Annotated in this window: 17 protein-coding genes and 1 pseudogene; 17 read left to right on the plus strand and 1 reads right to left on the minus strand. The window is 69.4% G+C overall.

The annotated features are described in order from the left end of the window. Positions 1 to 131 precede the first annotated feature (131 nt). From arc to prcA, 6 genes and pseudogenes are all read left to right on the plus strand, one after another. Positions 132 to 1,898, plus strand: coding sequence for a proteasome ATPase (gene arc, locus ACIQRW_RS23040; protein WP_265602517.1), 1,767 nt, complete (start codon positions 132 to 134; stop codon positions 1,896 to 1,898). A 235-nt stretch (positions 1,899 to 2,133) separates the two neighbouring features. Next, positions 2,134 to 3,645: a depupylase/deamidase Dop gene (dop, locus tag ACIQRW_RS23045; protein ID WP_403763370.1), complete on the plus strand. Its 1,512-nt coding sequence runs from the start codon at positions 2,134 to 2,136 to the stop codon at positions 3,643 to 3,645. A gap of 130 nt (positions 3,646 to 3,775) precedes the next feature. Then, positions 3,776 to 3,994 carry a ubiquitin-like protein Pup gene (locus ACIQRW_RS23050; RefSeq protein ID WP_003970166.1) on the plus strand — a complete coding sequence of 73 codons (219 nt, stop codon included), beginning with the start codon at positions 3,776 to 3,778 and terminating at the stop codon, positions 3,992 to 3,994. 162 nt (positions 3,995 to 4,156) lie between these two features. After that, positions 4,157 to 4,349: pseudogene (locus ACIQRW_RS23055) on the plus strand (endonuclease domain-containing protein); the annotation flags it as partial. Beyond that, a complete protein-coding gene (gene prcB / locus ACIQRW_RS23060) occupies positions 4,301 to 5,146 on the plus strand; it encodes a proteasome subunit beta (RefSeq protein ID WP_403763373.1) in 846 nt (281 codons plus the stop codon). The pseudogene ACIQRW_RS23055 and the gene prcB, both read left to right, overlap by 49 nt. A 49-nt stretch (positions 5,147 to 5,195) precedes the next feature. Further along, positions 5,196 to 6,008: a proteasome subunit alpha gene (gene prcA / locus ACIQRW_RS23065; RefSeq protein ID WP_361869056.1), complete on the plus strand. Its 813-nt coding sequence runs from the start codon at positions 5,196 to 5,198 to the stop codon at positions 6,006 to 6,008. Between the two features lie 57 nt (positions 6,009 to 6,065). On the opposite strand, the gene ACIQRW_RS23070 is transcribed toward prcA, so the two are convergent. Continuing rightward, on the minus strand, positions 6,066 to 7,100 hold the full coding sequence (locus ACIQRW_RS23070; protein WP_403763376.1) for a LacI family DNA-binding transcriptional regulator: 1,035 nt from the start codon (positions 7,098 to 7,100) through the stop codon (positions 6,066 to 6,068). A gap of 135 nt (positions 7,101 to 7,235) precedes the next feature. Here ACIQRW_RS23070 and ACIQRW_RS23075 point away from each other — a divergent pair, with 135 nt between their 5' ends. The 11 genes from ACIQRW_RS23075 to ACIQRW_RS23125 all read left to right on the plus strand — a co-directional run bounded on the left by ACIQRW_RS23075 (position 7,236) and on the right by ACIQRW_RS23125 (position 16,522). Further along, positions 7,236 to 8,495, plus strand: coding sequence for an MFS transporter (locus ACIQRW_RS23075; protein ID WP_403763379.1), 1,260 nt, complete (start codon positions 7,236 to 7,238; stop codon positions 8,493 to 8,495). Between the two features lie 9 nt (positions 8,496 to 8,504). Continuing rightward, positions 8,505 to 9,866, plus strand: a complete 1,362-nt coding sequence (gene pafA, locus ACIQRW_RS23080; RefSeq protein WP_026290808.1) for a Pup--protein ligase — start codon at positions 8,505 to 8,507, stop codon at positions 9,864 to 9,866. A gap of 149 nt (positions 9,867 to 10,015) precedes the next feature. After that, entirely contained in the window at positions 10,016 to 10,954 is a 939-nt protein-coding gene (locus tag ACIQRW_RS23085) for an FKBP-type peptidyl-prolyl cis-trans isomerase (RefSeq protein WP_403763383.1), read from the plus strand. A 44-nt stretch (positions 10,955 to 10,998) separates the two neighbouring features. Then, positions 10,999 to 11,373, plus strand: coding sequence for an FKBP-type peptidyl-prolyl cis-trans isomerase (locus tag ACIQRW_RS23090; RefSeq protein ID WP_403763386.1), 375 nt, complete (start codon positions 10,999 to 11,001; stop codon positions 11,371 to 11,373). Positions 11,374 to 11,536: 163 nt separating this feature from the next. After that, on the plus strand, positions 11,537 to 12,490 hold the full coding sequence (locus ACIQRW_RS23095) for a helix-turn-helix transcriptional regulator (RefSeq protein ID WP_403763389.1): 954 nt from the start codon (positions 11,537 to 11,539) through the stop codon (positions 12,488 to 12,490). Positions 12,491 to 12,503: 13 nt separating this feature from the next. Next, complete coding sequence (locus ACIQRW_RS23100) at positions 12,504 to 13,460, plus strand: helix-turn-helix transcriptional regulator (RefSeq protein ID WP_403763392.1); 957 nt, start codon at positions 12,504 to 12,506, stop codon at positions 13,458 to 13,460. 22 nt (positions 13,461 to 13,482) lie between these two features. Next, on the plus strand, positions 13,483 to 13,794 hold the full coding sequence (locus ACIQRW_RS23105; RefSeq protein ID WP_403763395.1) for a hypothetical protein: 312 nt from the start codon (positions 13,483 to 13,485) through the stop codon (positions 13,792 to 13,794). A gap of 87 nt (positions 13,795 to 13,881) precedes the next feature. Next, the gene (locus ACIQRW_RS23110) at positions 13,882 to 14,079 is read left to right on the plus strand and encodes a hypothetical protein (RefSeq protein ID WP_018959516.1); all 198 of its coding nucleotides are present in this window, start codon (positions 13,882 to 13,884) and stop codon (positions 14,077 to 14,079) included. 218 nt (positions 14,080 to 14,297) lie between these two features. Then, complete coding sequence (gene tatA / locus ACIQRW_RS23115) at positions 14,298 to 14,594, plus strand: Sec-independent protein translocase subunit TatA (RefSeq protein ID WP_403763397.1); 297 nt, start codon at positions 14,298 to 14,300, stop codon at positions 14,592 to 14,594. Between the two features lie 49 nt (positions 14,595 to 14,643). Next, the gene (tatC, locus tag ACIQRW_RS23120) at positions 14,644 to 15,609 is read left to right on the plus strand and encodes a twin-arginine translocase subunit TatC (protein WP_403763400.1); all 966 of its coding nucleotides are present in this window, start codon (positions 14,644 to 14,646) and stop codon (positions 15,607 to 15,609) included. Between the two features lie 19 nt (positions 15,610 to 15,628). Beyond that, positions 15,629 to 16,522, plus strand: a complete 894-nt coding sequence (locus ACIQRW_RS23125) for a diacylglycerol kinase (protein WP_403763403.1) — start codon at positions 15,629 to 15,631, stop codon at positions 16,520 to 16,522. Positions 16,523 to 16,594 lie beyond the last annotated feature (72 nt).

Genomic DNA, 16,594 nt, shown 5'->3' on the forward strand with positions numbered 1-16,594 from the left:
CTTGACGTGAGGGAGAGCGCAAGGGTGAAGATCGGACACGCCCCGCAGTCTTTGTGATCTAGGGGTTTCAATCACCACCCACCCAGGTAGGGTCAGGAAGCGTCCAGCTCCCCATGGAGGAGGTGAGGACCGTGGCAGCCCACGACGACGACATCAACCGCGGCATCCGGCCCGCGCGAGGGTCAGAGGACCCAGCCGGCCAGGTTGCCTATCTCGAGCAGGAAATCGCCGTCCTGCGACGTAAGCTCGCCGACTCTCCGCGTCACTCGAGGATTCTCGAAGAGCGGATCGTCGAGTTGCAGACGAACCTGGCAGGCGTGTCCGCACAGAACGAGCGGCTCGCCAACACGCTCCGTGAGGCGCGTGACCAGATCGTGGCCCTCAAGGAGGAGGTCGACCGGCTCGCGCAGCCGCCGGCCGGTTTCGGCGTCTTCCTTCAGGCCAACGAGGACGGCACCTGCGACATCTTCACCGGGGGCCGCAAGCTCCGGGTGAACGTCAGCCCCAGTGTCGAGCTCGAGGACCTCCGGCGTGGCCAGGAGGTCATGCTCAACGAAGCGCTCAACGTGGTCGAGGCCATGCAGTTCGAGCGCGCCGGGGACATCGTCACCCTCAAGGAGATCCTTGAGGACGGCGAGCGCGCCCTGGTGGTCGGGCACACCGACGAGGAGAGGGTGGTGCGGCTCGCCGAGCCGTTGCTGGACATCACCATCCGCTCCGGCGACGCCCTGCTCCTGGACTCCAGGTCGGGTTACGTCTACGAGGTGGTCCCCAAGAGCGAGGTCGAGGAGCTCGTCCTCGAAGAGGTCCCGGACATCGACTACGACAAGATCGGCGGCCTGGGCGACCAGATCGAGCTGATCCGCGACGCGGTCGAGCTTCCGTACCTGCACCCCGACCTCTTCAAGGAGCACGAGCTCCGCCCGCCGAAGGGCATCCTGCTCTACGGTCCGCCCGGCTGTGGCAAGACCCTCATCGCCAAGGCCGTCGCCAATTCGCTCGCCAAGAAGGTCGCCGAGGTCACCGGGCAGCCCACGGGGAAGAGCTACTTCCTCAATATCAAGGGCCCCGAGCTCCTCAACAAGTACGTCGGCGAGACCGAGCGGCACATCCGCCTGGTCTTCCAGCGTGCGAGGGAGAAGGCGAGCGAGGGCACCCCCGTCATCGTCTTCTTCGACGAGATGGAGTCCCTCTTCCGCACCCGCGGCAGCGGCGTCAGCTCGGACGTGGAGAACACCATCGTCCCGCAGCTGCTCGCCGAGATCGACGGTGTGGAGGGCCTGGAGAACGTCATCGTCATCGGCGCCTCCAACCGCGAGGACATGATCGACCCCGCCATCCTGCGACCCGGCCGTCTCGATGTGAAGATCAAGATCGAGCGTCCGGACGCCGAGGCGGCGAAGGACATCTTCGCGAAGTACCTGACCCCGGGGCTCCCGCTGCACGCGGACGATCTGGCCGAGCACACCGGCTCCCGGCCGGCCGCCGCCCACGCCATGATCCAGTCCGTCGTGGAGCGGATGTACACGGAGTCCGAGGAGAACCGCTTCCTCGAGGTCACCTACGCCAACGGCGACAAGGAAGTTCTGTACTTCAAGGACTTCAACTCCGGCGCGATGATTCAGAACATCGTCGACCGGGCAAAGAAAATGGCCATCAAGGCATTCCTGGAACAGGGCCAGAAGGGGCTGCGGGTCGCTCATCTCCTCCAGGCCTGCGTGGACGAGTTCAAGGAGAACGAGGACCTGCCGAACACGACCAACCCGGACGACTGGGCCAGGATTTCCGGCAAGAAGGGTGAGCGGATCGTCTTCATCCGCACACTCGTCACCGGAAAGCAGGGTGCGGACACCGGCCGTTCCATCGATACGGTGGCCAATACCGGCCAGTACCTGTAATACGCGGACCGGCTGCGGAAGCCCCCAGGGGCCTCCGCAGCCGGTTTCATTCCCCCGTTCCGGCCTTGCCGGAGCAATGTCGTAATTGATCTCCCCACCGGCGCAGAGGCGCTCTAGGCTCTGCGGTACCGCCGAGTCGCGCAGTGCGGTGACGGGCATCGCATACGCACCGGACTTAAGCAGCGGTACTTGAGCGTCGTTCCCGGAGGGGCCGACGCCGGGCAAGGAGGGCCGCATGACCGTACGGCGAGTAATGGGCATCGAGACGGAGTACGGGATCTCCGTCCCCGGCCACCCCAACGCCAATGCCATGCTCACCTCGTCCCAGATCGTCAACGCCTACGCGGCGGCGATGCACCGGGCGCGTCGCGCCCGCTGGGACTTCGAGGAGGAGAATCCGCTGCGTGACGCGCGAGGCTTCGACCTCGCCCGGGAGACCGCCGACTCCAGTCAGCTGACCGACGAGGACATCGGCCTGGCCAATGTCATCCTCACCAACGGCGCCCGGCTGTACGTCGACCACGCGCACCCCGAATACAGCTCTCCGGAGATCACCAATCCGCGCGACGCGGTGCTCTGGGACAAGGCCGGCGAACGGATCATGGCGGAGGCCGCGGAGCGGGCGGCCGCCATCCCGGGCGCACAGCCGATCCACCTCTACAAGAACAACACCGACAACAAGGGCGCCTCCTACGGCACGCACGAGAACTACCTCATGCAGCGGGAGACGCCGTTCTCGGACATCGTGCGCCATCTGACGCCGTTCTTCGTCTCCCGCCAGGTCGTCACGGGCGCGGGCCGGGTCGGCATCGGCCAGGACGGCAACGAGCACGGCTTCCAGATCAGTCAGCGCGCCGACTACTTCGAGGTCGAGGTCGGCCTGGAGACCACGCTCAAGCGCCCCATCATCAACACCCGGGACGAGCCGCACTCCGACGCCGAGAAGTACCGCCGGCTCCATGTGATCATCGGCGACGCCAACCTCTCGGAGATCTCCACCTATCTCAAGCTCGGCACCACGTCCCTGGTGCTGTCCATGATCGAGGACGCCTTCATCAACGTCGACCTCGCCGTCGACCAGCCCGTGCGCACCCTGCACCAGGTCTCCCACGACCCCGGCCTCCGGCAGCTGATCACGCTCCGCAGCGGCCGGACGCTCACCGCGGTCCAGCTCCAGATGGAGTACTTCGAACTGGCCCGCAAGTACGTCGACGAGCGGTACGGCGCGGACGCCGACGAGCAGACCAAGGACATCCTGACCCGGTGGGAGGACACCCTCAACCGGCTGGAGACCGATCCGATGAGCCTGGCGGGCGAGCTGGACTGGATCGCCAAGCGGGAGCTCATGGAGGGCTACCGCCGCCGCGACACGCTGGACTGGGACGCGCCCCGGCTGCATCTGGTGGATCTCCAGTACGCGGACGTACGGCCCGACAAGGGCCTCTACAACCGCCTGGCGGCCCGCGGGAAGATGAAGCGTCTCCTGGACGAGGACGAGGTCACCAGGGCCCGTACGAAGCCCCCGGAGGACACCAGGGCCTACTTCCGCGGGCGCTGCCTGGAGCAGTACGCCGACGACGTCGCGGCGGCCTCGTGGGATTCGGTGATCTTCGACCTGCCGGACCGCGACTCCCTCCAGCGGGTGCCCACCATGGAGCCGCTGCGCGGCACGAAGGAACACGTCAAGGACCTGCTGGACCGCTGCCGGACGGCGGAGGAGCTGGTCCGGGCGCTGTCGGGCGGCTGAAAGGCCTCCGGGCTGGGAATCAATCACCTGAGGCGCGGGCGTTGCATCAACTACCGGGTCAAATGTCGGACCCCGTGGGTAGGGTCTGATCAAGAGCTTCGATTGCTTCGAACCGAGCGGGGTGAGCTACATGGCGACCAAGGACACCGGCGGCGGACAGCAGAAGGCGACACGTTCCACCGAGGAGGTCGAGGAGCAGGCGCAGGACGCGCAGGCGTCCGAGGACCTCGCGGAGCGCCAGGAGAAGCTGAGCGACGACGTCGACTCGGTCCTGGACGAGATCGACGACGTCCTGGAAGAGAACGCCGAGGACTTCGTTCGGTCCTTCGTTCAAAAGGGTGGACAGTAGTTCATCAGTGTGAACGCCCGGATGTATTCCGGGTGTCTCACGCGGACATGCGCGCAGACAACGGGGGAGAAGGGGTGACGGCGTTCGCCACGGCGTGCGCCGTCACCCCGCCCGCCGATCCGGGGGCCGGTTCCCGGTCCCGCCGGATCGGTGCGGATAACCCCCTCCGAACATGTGGATCACTCCCGCCGGGCGGGTAGGGTCCGTGGCGTACGTACTTGCTTCAACTGCAATTCGGCCATCGGCAAGTTGGGGGATGATCCTGACTCTCTTGCGCAGGGCCATCGCATACCTGGAGGGAAACGCGTGGAAGCCAACACTCGTAGCACCGGGCGTCTACCAGCTGCCTTCCTGACGCCGGGTTCGTCCTCGTTCATGGACTTCCTGTCCGACCAGTCACCCGAGATGCTCCCGGGGAACCGGAGCCTGCCGCCGCTCCAGGGGGCCATCGAGGCGCCGCACGGGACGACCATCGTCTCGACGTCCTTCCCCGGTGGCGTGGTCCTGGCCGGCGACCGGCGCGCCACCATGGGCAACATGATCGCCTCGCGCGACATGCAGAAGGTCTTCCCGGCCGACGAGTACTCCGCGGTGGGCATCGCCGGTACCGCCGGACTGGCTGTGGAGATGGTCAAGCTGTTCCAGCTGGAGCTGGAGCACTTCGAGAAGGTCGAGGGCGCCCAGCTCTCCCTGGAGGGGAAGGCCAACCGCCTCTCCACCATGATCCGCAGCAATCTCGCCATGGCCATGCAGGGCCTCGCCGTGGTGCCCCTCTTCGCCGGCTACGACGTCGACCGCGAGAAGGGCCGCATCTTCTCCTACGACGTCACCGGCGGCCGTACCGAGGAGAGCGGCTACGCGGCCACCGGTTCCGGGTCGATCTTCGCCCGCAACGCGATGAAGAAGCTCTACCGCGAGGACCTGACGGAGGAGCAGGCCCTCACCCTGGTCGTGCAGGCGCTGTACGACGCAGCGGACGACGACTCGGCGACCGGCGGCCCCGACGTGGCTCGCCGCATCTACCCGATCGTCACCGTCATCACCGACGAAGGCTTCCGGAGGCTGACCGACCAGGAGTCCTCCGAGATCGCGCGCTCCATCCTGGAACGCCGACTCGAGCAGCCCGACGGCCCGCGCGCCGCGCTGCTCTGACCCCAGCCTCCCGACGCACTCGTCACTGACAGAAAGGGACGGATAGCCGGTGTCGACGCCGTTCTATGTCTCACCCCAGCAGGCCATGGCCGACCGGGCGGAATACGCTCGCAAGGGCATCGCCCGTGGTCGCAGCCTCGTTGTGCTGCAGTATGCCGACGGCATTGTGTTCGTCGGCGAGAACCCGTCCCGCGCACTGCACAAGTTCAGCGAGATCTATGACCGGATCGGCTTCGCGGCCGCCGGCAAGTACAACGAGTACGAGAACCTCCGCATCGGCGGCGTGCGCTACGCCGATCTGCGCGGATACACCTACGACCGGGACGATGTGACGGCCCGTGGGCTGGCCAACGTCTACGCCCAGACGCTCGGCACCATCTTCTCCAGCGCGGCCGAGAAGCCGTACGAGGTGGAGCTGGTGGTCGCCGAGGTCGGCAGCGCGGCCGAGGGCGACCAGATCTACCGGCTGCCGCACGACGGTTCGATCGTGGACGAGCACGGCTCGGTCGCGGTCGGCGGCAACTCCGAACAGATCAGCACCTTCCTCGACCAGCGCCACCGCGACGGCATGACCCTCGCCGAGGCGCTCAAGCTGGCCGTCCAGGCGCTCTCGCGGGAGCCGGGCGGCGGCGAGCGGGAGATCCCCGCGGAGCGCCTGGAGGTCGCGGTTCTGGACCGCACCCGCCCCCAGCAGCGCAAGTTCAAGCGGATCGTCGGCCGTCAGCTGGCCCGGCTGCTGGACACGGAGACCGCCGGCAGCACGCCGACGGACGCCCCGTCCGACACCGAGGACACCGACATCACGGACGGCACGGACAGCGCCGACAGCACTCCCGACTCCACGGAGGAGACGGACAAGTAGCGGACGAGCGGCGCCCCTCGGGGCGCGGTGCCCCCGGGCCCCGGCCCGGGGGCACCGTCACGTCCGGGCGGCGGGCGGCGGCGCCGTGGAGCCGCGTACGACGAGCCGGACCGGCAGACCGCCTCGCTCGACGGGGCGGCCGTCCAGCACCGCGAGCAGCGCCTCCATGCCCCGCTCCCCGACCTGCTCCGCCGGCAGCCGCACCGTGGTCAGCTCCGGCTCCAGCGCGGTGGCCAGGGCCAGGTCGTCGAATCCGGTGACCGACAGGTCGTCCGGCACCCGCAACCCGAGCCGGCGGGCCGCCTTGCAGGCCCCGGCGGCCAGAATGTCGTCGTCGCAGATGATCGCGGTGGGCCGGTCCCCGATGGCCGAAAGGGCCTGTTCGGCCGCCTCGCGCCCCGCCCCTACGTCCAGCGGGGCGCGCACCGTGCGCACCGTGGCGCCCCCCGCCGCTCCCAGCGCGTCGTGCAGCGCCCCGGCGCGTACCGCGAACGTCCAGGTGTCCACGGCGGACGCCAGATGCAGGAAGCGGCGGTGGCCGAGCCCCAGCAGATGGTCCGTCACCTGCCGCATCCCGTCGGCGATGTCGAGGTTCACATGGGCGGCGGGCCCGGTGTCCGAAGGGTCGCTGTCCAGCATCACCAGCGGCAGATCCGCCCCGTGCAGCGCGCCCAGCGCGTCGGCTGCCATCGAGGACGCGATGACCCCGTCGAGCGCGGCGCGGGCCGAGGCGAACGGGTCCCGGGCCGGGCCCGTGCCGTCGGGCGAGGGGTAGAGCACCACGCCGAAGCCGTGCTCGGCGGCGAGCTCCGCCGCCCCGGCGTACACCCGCGCGAAGAACTCGTTGGTGAGGGCGGGCACCACCAGCAGCGCGGTCCTGGTGCGGCCGAGCCGCAGACTGCGCGCCGCCAGATTGGGCCGGTAGCCGATCTCCGCCGCGGTGTCCCGGACCCGCTGGGCCGTGGTCTCCGACACCCTGCCCGGCCACTTCTCGCCGAGCACCAGGGAGACCGTCGCCTGGGAGACGCCAGCCGCACGGGCCACGTCGCGGCTGGTGGGCCGGGCGGGGACGGGCTGCTGCGCGCTGGTCACTCGTGCCTCCGTGCGGGATGTTTCCGTAACGCCGCGAGGTGGACCCGCGAACTGCGCACATGGTACGTATGAACCTCGACGTTATACGTAACACCTCGGGGGCGGCGCAGCCGGTCGGGGCGGAGAGGGGCGGACATGGCCGCGGGATATCTGGACATCCTCCGGGCGCGGCATGCCGCCCGGCTGCTGACGGGCACCCTGGTGGGGCGGCTGCCCAACGGCACCGCGCACATCGCGATCGTGCTGTTCACCCGGGCGGAGGGCGGCAGCTACACGCTGGCCGGCGTGCTCGCCGCCGCCTACGGACTGGCCACCGCCGTCGGGCAGCCGCTGCTCGGCCGGGCGGTCGACCTCTACGGGCAGCCCCGCGTCCAGCTCCCGGCCGCCGTGGTCTCCGCGCTCGGCATGTCGCTGCTGGCCGTCACCGGCCTCTCCTCGCTCCCGCTGGCCTACCTCGCCGTCATCGTCGCCGGAGTCGCCACACCGCCGCTGGAGGGCGGCCTGCGGGCCCTGTGGCCCAGCGTCCTCAAGGGCGAGGGCCAGGTGCACCGGGCCTACGCCATGGACGCCGTGGCGCAGGAGATCATGTTCACCGTCGGCCCGCTCCTGGTGACGGTGCTCGTCTCGCTCTGGTCGCCTGCCGCAGCGCTGCTCGTCATCAACGCCATCGGTGTCCTCGGCGCCCTCTCGGTCGTCCTGTCCGAGCCCTCGCGCACCTGGCGCTCCGCGCCCCGAGAGGCGCACTGGCTCGGCGCCCTGCGCTCGCCCGGACTTCTCGCCCTGCTCGGCGCGTTCTTCTTCGTCGGGCTCGCCCTCGGCTCCATCACGGTGGCCGGGGTGGCGTACGCGGACGACCACGGCCGGGAATCGGTGTACGGGTGGCTGATGGCCGCACTCGGGCTCGGCGCGCTGATCGGCGGCCTCGGCTACGGGGCGCGGCAGTGGGCCAGCGCCCCCGAGAAGCGGCTGCGGGTCATCGTCGGGCTGCTGGCACTGGGCTATCTGCCGTTGACGCTCACCCCCTCGGTGCCCGTCATGACCGCCCTCGCCGCCCTCGCCGGAGTGTTCCTCGCGCCGGCCATCGCCTGCTCCTTCATCGTGGTCGACCGACACGCCCCGCGCGGCACGGTGACCGAGGCGTTCTCCTGGCTCGTCACCACGTTCGGCGTGGGCGCGGCGGCCGGCACGGCAGTCGCGGGACCGGCCGTCGAACTCGGCTCGACCGCCTGGAGCTTCGCCGTCGCCGGGGCCGGGGGAGTGGCCGCCCTGGTGGTCCTCCTGGCCACCGGGAACGTCCTCGCGCCCCCCTCCCGTACGCCCGCCGTCGTGACGGGATCGGAAAATGATCGAAACGGAGCCGTCGAACCCGGTTTCAGCTCAGGCCATAAGGCGTAATGTTCAGTCATGGACCGCCGCATTTTCGGGCTGGAGAACGAGTACGGCGTCACGTGCACGTTCAGGGGACAGCGCCGACTGTCACCTGACGAAGTGGCGCGCTACCTCTTCCGCCGTGTTGTGTCATGGGGCCGCAGCAGCAATGTCTTTCTGCGGAACGGCGCCCGCCTCTACCTCGACGTGGGATCGCATCCGGAATATGCAACCCCCGAATGCGACAACGTGACCGAACTGGTCACGCACGACAAGGCGGGCGAGCGCATTCTCGAAGGCCTGCTCGTCGACGCCGAACGCCGCCTGCACGAGGAGGGAATCGCGGGCGACGTCTATCTCTTCAAGAACAACACCGACTCGGCGGGAAACTCCTACGGCTGCCACGAGAACTACCTCGTCGCCCGCCACGGAGAATTCTCGCGGCTCGCGGACATCCTCATTCCGTTCCTCGTCACCAGGCAGCTGATCTGCGGTGCGGGCAAGGTGCTCCAGACCCCGCGCGGCGCGGTCTACTGCGTCAGCCAGCGTGCCGAGCACATCTGGGAGGGCGTCAGCTCCGCGACCACCCGCTCCCGGCCGATCATCAACACCCGCGACGAACCCCACGCCGACGCCGAGCGGTACCGCCGCCTCCACGTCATCGTCGGTGACTCGAACATGTCCGAGACGACCATGCTGCTCAAGGTCGGCGCCACCGACCTGGTGCTCCGCATGATCGAGGCGGGCACGGTGATGCGCGACCTGACCCTGGAGAACCCGATCCGGGCCATCCGCGAGGTCAGCCACGACCTCACCGGGCAGCGCAAGGTGCGCCTGGCCAGCGGCCGGGAGGCCTCGGCCATCGAGGTCCAGCGGGAGTACTACGAGAAGGCCGTGGACTTCGTCGAGCGCCGGGGCATCCGCACCGGCACCGTCGATCAGGTCCTGGAGCTGTGGGGCCGCACCCTGGACGCGATCGAGGCCGAGGACCTCGACCGGATCGACACCGAGATCGACTGGGTCATGAAGTACAAGCTCATCGAGCGGTACCGGGCCAAGCACAACATGACCATGTCGAATCCGCGGGTCGCCCAGATAGACCTCGCCTACCACGACATCCACCGCCGCCGAGGCCTCTTCTACCTTCTGGAGCGCAAGGGGCAGACCGCCCGCATCTGCAACGACCTGAAGATCTTCGAGGGCAAGTCGGTGCCCCCGCAGACCACCCGGGCACGGCTGCGCGGCGACTTCATCCGCAGGGCCCAGGAGCAGCGGCGGGACTTCACCGTCGACTGGGTCCACCTCAAGCTCAACGACCAGGCGCAGCGCACCGTGTTGTGCAAGGACCCGTTCCGTTCCGTGGACGAACGGGTGGAGAAGCTGATCGCCGGCATGTGAGCCGACGTCACCGCGGCACGGCCCCGGCCCCCAGGAACCACCGGTCCTGGGGGCCGGGGCCGTCCGTGCGGGGTCCGGCCCCAACCGAATCAAAGGGCCTAGAGTGTTGCGGGACCGATTCACCGTGCCCCCTGAGATCTGAGGAACCAGTGCGCCGAATTGCCGGCCTTCTCGTCGCCCCCCTCCTGCTGCTGACAGCAGTGGCGTGCGGCAGCGACGACAAGGCCTCCGACTCCGCCTCGTCCAAGAACGGCGTCCCCGCGATCACCGCGGGCGCCAAGTTCGGCGAGAAGCCCACCCTCTCCAAGGGTGAGGGTGACCCGCCCAAGGAGCTGAAGACCGACGTCATCAGCGAGGGGGACGGCGCGAAGCTCAAGAACGGCGACGCGATCCAGGTCAACTACCTCGGCCAGGCATGGGACTCCACCAAGCCGTTCGACAACAGCTTCGACCGCAAGCAGCCCTTCGACCTCACGCTCGGCGCGGGCATGGTCATCCAGGGCTGGGACAAGGGCCTGGTCGGCCAGAAGGTCGGCAGCCGCGTCGAGCTGGTCATCCCGCCGGAGCTCGGCTACGGCGAGCAGGGCCAGGGCGACATCAAGCCCAACGCCACGCTCGTGTTCGTCGTCGACATCCTGAAGGCCACCCAGATCCCGGCCTCCGCCAAGGGCACCGAGGTCGCCCAGGACAACATCGACCTGCCCAAGGTCGGCGTCAAGGCCGACGGCAAGGCCCCGACGGTCACCATCCCCAAGGGCGACCCGCCGAAGAAGCTCGTCTCCAACTACGTCCTGGAGTCCGACGGCGAGGTCGTCAAGGAGTCCGACAGTGTCGTCGTGAACTACGTCGGCATGATCTGGAAGGGCGCCAAGGAGTTCGACAACACGTACACCACGGGCAAGACCCAGACCTTCCCGCTGTCCCAGGTCACCCTCAAGGGCCTGAAGAACGGCCTGATCGACAAGAAGGTCGGCAGCCGGGTGCTGCTCGTCATCCCGCCGGACCAGGCCTTCGGAGACCAGAAGCAGCAGGCCATCCCGAAGAACTCCACCCTGGTCTTCGCCGTGGACATCCTCGCCAAGGTGTAAGACTGTCCCGGTTGTCCAGTTCATCATTTAGAGGAGCAGTTTCAGTGAGCATCGAGAAGCCCGAGGTCGACTTCCCGGGTGGCGAGCCGCCGGCCGACCTGCAGATCAAGGACATCTGGGAGGGCGACGGCGCGGTGGCCCAGGCCGGCCAGACCGTCTCCGTCCACTACGTGGGCGTGGCCTTCTCCACCGGCGAGGAGTTCGACGCCTCCTGGAACCGCGGCACCCCGCTTCAGTTCCAGCTCGGTGCCGGTCAGGTCATCTCCGGCTGGGACCAGGGCGTGCAGGGCATGAGGGTCGGCGGTCGCCGCGAGCTGATCATCCCCGCGCACCTCGCCTACGGCGAGCGCGGCGCCGGTGGCGGCAAGATCGCCCCGGGCGAGACGCTGATCTTCGTCTGCGACCTTGTAGCGGTCTGATCCGTTCCGGTTGCGCGCATGAGGGCCCCCGCCACACGGCGGGGGCCCTCATCGCTCTCCGGCGGGTTCCGTCACCGCTCTCCGGTCGGCGGCCCGCCTTTTGGTCCCCACACCCCGGGGCGGTACGGTCGACGGTCGTAGAGCAACAAGAGAAAGGGCGTCGATGGCGATTGCCAAGGCCGAGCGGTTGATGAACCTCGCGCTGTGCCTGCTGGGGACCCGGCGCCCACTCAGCAAGCGCGAACTCCGCGGATCCATCGAGGCCTACCTCGAAGCGGGCTCCGACGACTCCTTCAACCGGATGTTCGAGCGCGACAAGGACGATCTGCGTGAGCTCGGCCTCGTCATCGAGACCGTCGAGAACCTCGACGGCGACACCGGATACCTGGCCCGCCGCGACAGCAACCGGCTGCCCCCCATCACCCTGGACGCCGAGGAGGCCGCGGCCCTGGGCCTCGCCGCCAAGGTCTGGCAGCAGGCCCGCCTCGCCGGAGCCGCCAGCGGAGCCCTTCAGAAGCTGCGGGCCGCCGGAATGCCGGAGGCCGAGGACGCCTACGAGGTCCACAGCGCCCTCGAACCCCGCATCCCCGTCCACGAGGCCGCCTTCGAGCCCCTGATGCTGGCCTGCCGCGACCGGCGCCCCGTCATCTTCGACTACCGCAAGGCCAACTCCGCCCGTCCCGAGCAGCGCCAGGTCGAACCCTGGACCCTCGAATGCTGGCGCGGCCACTGGTATCTGGCGGGCTGGGACCGCGAGCGCGGCGCCGAACGCGTCTTCCGGCTCTCCCGCATCACCGGCAAGGTCCGCTCCCGCGCCGGGGCCTTCAGCGCCGAGGTGCCCGACGTCGTCACCGTCCGCGAGACCGTCGAGAGCTGGGCCGGCGAGACCGCGACCCGTACCGCCCGGATCAGGCTGCGCGCCGGAGCCGGCTACCCGCTGCGGTCACGGGCGATAGCCGTGAGAGAACGCGGCGACGGCTGGGACGAGCTGGAGATCCCGTACGGGCACGGACTCGACGCCTGGCTCGTGGAGTTCGGCCCGGACGTCGTCGTGGAGGAACCCGCCGATCTGCGGGCCGATGTGGTGGACCGGCTCCGTGCCGTGGCCAAGGACTAGGGGCAGGGAAACGATGGCCACGAACGCGATCGACCAGACCCGCCGCATGCTGTCCCTGGTGACGTATCTCCGCGAGCGCCCCGGCGCCCACGTCCAGGACGTGGCACGGGCCTTCGGGATCACCGAGGACGAGCTGATCTCGGACCTCGACGTCCTGCCCATGTGCGGCACCAGCTTCCGCGGCGGCGACCTCCTCGACATCGACACCGACGGCGACCGGATCTGGTGGCACAACCCGGACGACGTCGCCGAGCCGCTCCGCCTCGCCGCCGACGAGGCCACCGCGCTGCTCGTCGCGGCCCGCGCCGTCGCCACGCTGCCCGGCCTGCGCGAGAGCGACCGGCTCGCCCTCGTCCGCGCCACCGCCAAGCTGGAGACGGCCGCCGGCGAGTCGGGCGCGGCCAGCTCCCGCCTCTCGGTGACCTTCGAGGCGGAGGGTGGCGTCTTCGCCGACGTCGACCGGGCCATCTCCGAGCGCCGCCGCCTCTGGCTGCGCTACTACTCGCCCGCCCGCGACGAACTCACCGAGCGCGAGGTCGACCCGATCCGGCTCTTCGCCATCGGCCACACCTATATGGAGGGCTGGTGCCGGCTCTCCGAGGCCCGCCGGACCTTCCGGCTGGACCGGGTCGCCGAGATCCGCCTTCTCGACGCCCCCGCCGCCCCGCCCGAGCTGGAGCTGCGCGACCTGTCCGCGGGGCTCGTCCAGCCCGCAGCCGAGGACCCGGAAGTCGTCATCGAGGTCGGCACCGGCGGCCGCTGGGTCGCCGAGTACTACCCGCACGACTCCGCCGAGGAACTCCCCGACGGCGGCCTGCGGATCACCCTGCGCACCCCGGACCCGGCCTCCCTGCGCCGGCTGGCCCTGCGCCTCGGCGGCGACGGCCGCATCGTCACCCCGCCGGAACTCGCGGACAGCGCCCGCGAGGCCGCCCGCGAGGCACTCGCCGCCTACGAGGACGCGGTCTGAGACCCGAGGAGGGGAGACAACGATGAACCGGACGCCCCTGTTCCCGGCCACCACCACCGGGATCCGCCCGGCGCCCCTGCCCGGCGCCGGACCCGTCCCGGTGCCCGTACCCGCCGCCGTACGCTTCCGGGCCGCCTGCCCCGACTGCCGCGGGCGCTTCGAGCTGGCGGCCGCGGCACTGCGCCTCGCGATCGGCGCCACCAGCCGCACCACCTTCTACACCTTCACCTGCCCCGAGTGCGGCGCCTCGGTCCGCAAGCCCGCCGGGGAGCGCATCATCGAACTGCTCACCGGCGGCGGCGTACGGACACTGCGCCTGCACACCGCCCTGTAGCGACCAGGCCGCCGCGCCCGTTGGAAGCACCATAGGAAGTCCTGTAGGAAGCCCTGTACGAAGCCCCGTAGGAAGAGGCACCGCCGTATGTTCTGGCCCATGCTCGCCATCGCCCTGGGATTCCTGGGCATCGCCGTGCTCGGCGTGCTCGGCGTCAAGGTCTTCGTCGAGGCCCAGCGTCTCGGCCGGCAGGTCACGGTCACCACGGAGCGGATCAACCGGGCGTCCGAGGACCTCGAACGGGCGGCCACCCGCCTCGCGACCACCGGCGAAGGCCTGCGATAACGGCCTCTGAGGCCTGATGCTCGACCGCACCGGGGGGTACGCTGCATGGGTCGGCCCAGGCAGGGAGGTGCGGGTCGCAAGCAGGAGTACGCACGGGCATTGCCTCGCGTTTACCCCTGCGGGTTACGATCGCTGCCAAGCGCAACGATCGGACGTATGCCCGGTCGAACGGGTAGCGAGCCCACCCTCCAGCCGCCTCAGTGAGAAGGAAGTCGCACATGATCGGCAATCTGAAGCCCCTCGAGATCGTTCTGATCATCGCTGTCATCCTGCTGCTCTTCGGTGCCAAGAAGCTTCCCGACATGGCGCGCTCGCTCGGCAAGTCGGCCCGCATCCTCAAGAGCGAGGCCAAGGCCATGAAGAAGGACGACGCGCCGACCGCGGCGCCCACGACGGAGACCGTCGAGGACCCGACGCCCCCGCAGTCCACCACCGCGCGCACCATCCAGGCCGCTCCGGGAGACGTCACCAGCTCCCGCCCGGTCAGCGAGGCCAAGCCCACCACCCAGAGCTGACAGCTGACGCGCTCCGCCGACAGCCGCCGCACGAGACGAGGGAAGTGGGTTGCTCAAGTCTGCCCGCAAGCAGGAGAAGGACGACGAGGGGCGGATGCCTCTCCTCGATCACCTGCGTGAGCTGCGTAACCGGCTGCTGAAGGCCGTGCTGGCGATCGTCGTGGTGATGATCGTGGCCGCGTTCTACCAGAAGGAGATCTACGAGTTCCTTCTGGCTCCCATCCAGGAGTCCGTCGGCTGCCAGAACGGCGTGGTCATCACCGTCGACGGCAAGTCCTGTGCACTGCTGAAGACCGACACCCTGATCGGGCCGTTCACCAACGCGCTCAAGGTCGCTCTGATGTCCGGTGTGCTGCTGGCGACCCCGGTCTGGCTCTACCAGCTGTGGGCCTTCGTCGCCCCCGGGCTGCACAAGGGCGAGAAGCGCTATGCCTACGCGTTCGCCGTCGTCGGCGCACCGCTCTTCCTCGCCGGCGGCTACCTGGCGTACGCGATCCTGCCGCAGACCGCCGAGATCATGCTCGGCTTCAGCCCCGACGACGTGCAGAACCAGATCGGGCTTGACAGCTATCTGGATCTCCTGGTCCGGATGGTGATCGTCTTCGGTCTCGCCTTCGAGCTGCCGCTGCTGCTCATCGCCCTGAACATGACGGGCATCGTCACCGGCAAGCGGATGCTCTCCTGGTGGCGCGGCATGGTCGTCGGTCTGACCGCGTTCGCCGCCATCGCGACCCCCGGCGGCGAGCCCATCTCGATGCTTCTGCTGGCCGGTCCCCTCGCGTTGCTGTACTTCATCGCCGTCGGCTTCTCCCTGCTGAACGACAAGCGGCGCAACCGCAAGAACCCCGACGCCGAGCTCAGCGACGACGAGGCATCGGATCTCGATCTGACGCCCGAGCCCGTCGGCAGCATCGAGAACGTCTCCGGCTCCCGTCCCGCACTTCCGGGGCAGGCGTCCGGCGAGGCGGACGCTCCCGGATCACGCCGGCTGAACGGTTACGACGACATCACCTGACCTTGTAGGGTCCGGAAGGGTGACCAGCGAGATCACCCTCTTCGTCAATCCCACCGCAGGACGCGGCCGGGGCGCGCACGCCGCGCAGCCGGCCGCTTCCGCGTTGCGGGACGCCGGATTCTCCGTCCGTACGGTGCTGGGCGAGGATGCCGACGACGCCCTGCGCCGGGCTCGCCTCGCCGTCGCGGCGGGGACCGGGGCACTGATAGCCGTGGGCGGGGACGGGCTGATGTCCCTCGCCCTCCAGGCCGTCGCCGGGACCGCCACCCCGCTCGGCGTCGTCGCCGTCGGCACCGGCAACGACTTCGCCCGGGCGCTGGGGCTGCCGATACGTGACCCGGCCGCCGCCGGACGGCTCGCCGCGCGGGCGCTCAAGGAAAGCGGTCACCGCGATATCGACCTCGGGCGGGTCGGGGACCGCTGGTTCGGCTCGGTCCTCGCCTCCGGATTCGACTCCCGGGTCAACGACCGGGGCAACCGGATGCGCTTCGTCGGCGGCCGGTTCAAGTACGACCTCGCGATCCTCTCCGAACTGGCCGCCTTCCGGCCGATCCCGTACCGGATCCGGCTCGACGGGGGAGAGGCCACCGAGATCGAGGCCACCCTCATCGCGGTGGGCAACGGAACCACATACGGCGGGGGCATGCGGATCTGCGCCGACGCCGAGATGGACGACGGGCTCTTCGACGTGACCGTGGTGGGACGGTGCAGCCGCACCACGCTCCTCAAGGTCTTCCCGAAGGTCTACCGGGGCACGCACCTGGGCCACCCCGCCGTCACCGTGCACCGGGTCTCCTCGATCGAGCTGGCGGCGGCCGGGGTCACGGCGTACGCGGACGGTGAACCGCTGGGCGCGCTGCCGCTCACCGCCACCTGCGTACCGGGTGCCGTGCGGGTGCTCACCGGGCGCTGAGCAGGCGCCGACCCGGCCCCGGGCGAGGGAACGGCCAAGGGCATTTAAAGATCGCGCTGAGTGTCAGAGGTG

The sequence above is a fragment of the Streptomyces sp. NPDC091287 genome (assembly GCF_044768525.1).
Classification (GTDB): domain Bacteria; phylum Actinomycetota; class Actinomycetes; order Streptomycetales; family Streptomycetaceae; genus Streptomyces.

Excerpts from the sequence above, each read along its gene's own strand:
- dop (WP_403763370.1), top strand. The coding sequence starts at position 2,134 with ATGACCGTACGGCGAGTAATGGGCATCGAGACGGAGTACGGGATCTCC.
- ACIQRW_RS23050 (WP_003970166.1), top strand. The coding sequence starts at position 3,776 with ATGGCGACCAAGGACACCGGCGGCGGACAGCAGAAGGCGACACGTTCC.
- ACIQRW_RS23075 (WP_403763379.1), top strand. The coding sequence starts at position 7,236 with ATGGCCGCGGGATATCTGGACATCCTCCGGGCGCGGCATGCCGCCCGG.
- pafA (WP_026290808.1), top strand. The coding sequence starts at position 8,505 with ATGGACCGCCGCATTTTCGGGCTGGAGAACGAGTACGGCGTCACGTGC.
- ACIQRW_RS23095 (WP_403763389.1), top strand. The coding sequence starts at position 11,537 with ATGGCGATTGCCAAGGCCGAGCGGTTGATGAACCTCGCGCTGTGCCTG.
- ACIQRW_RS23100 (WP_403763392.1), top strand. The coding sequence starts at position 12,504 with ATGGCCACGAACGCGATCGACCAGACCCGCCGCATGCTGTCCCTGGTG.
- ACIQRW_RS23105 (WP_403763395.1), top strand. The coding sequence starts at position 13,483 with ATGAACCGGACGCCCCTGTTCCCGGCCACCACCACCGGGATCCGCCCG.
- ACIQRW_RS23110 (WP_018959516.1), top strand. The coding sequence starts at position 13,882 with ATGTTCTGGCCCATGCTCGCCATCGCCCTGGGATTCCTGGGCATCGCC.
- tatA (WP_403763397.1), top strand. The coding sequence starts at position 14,298 with ATGATCGGCAATCTGAAGCCCCTCGAGATCGTTCTGATCATCGCTGTC.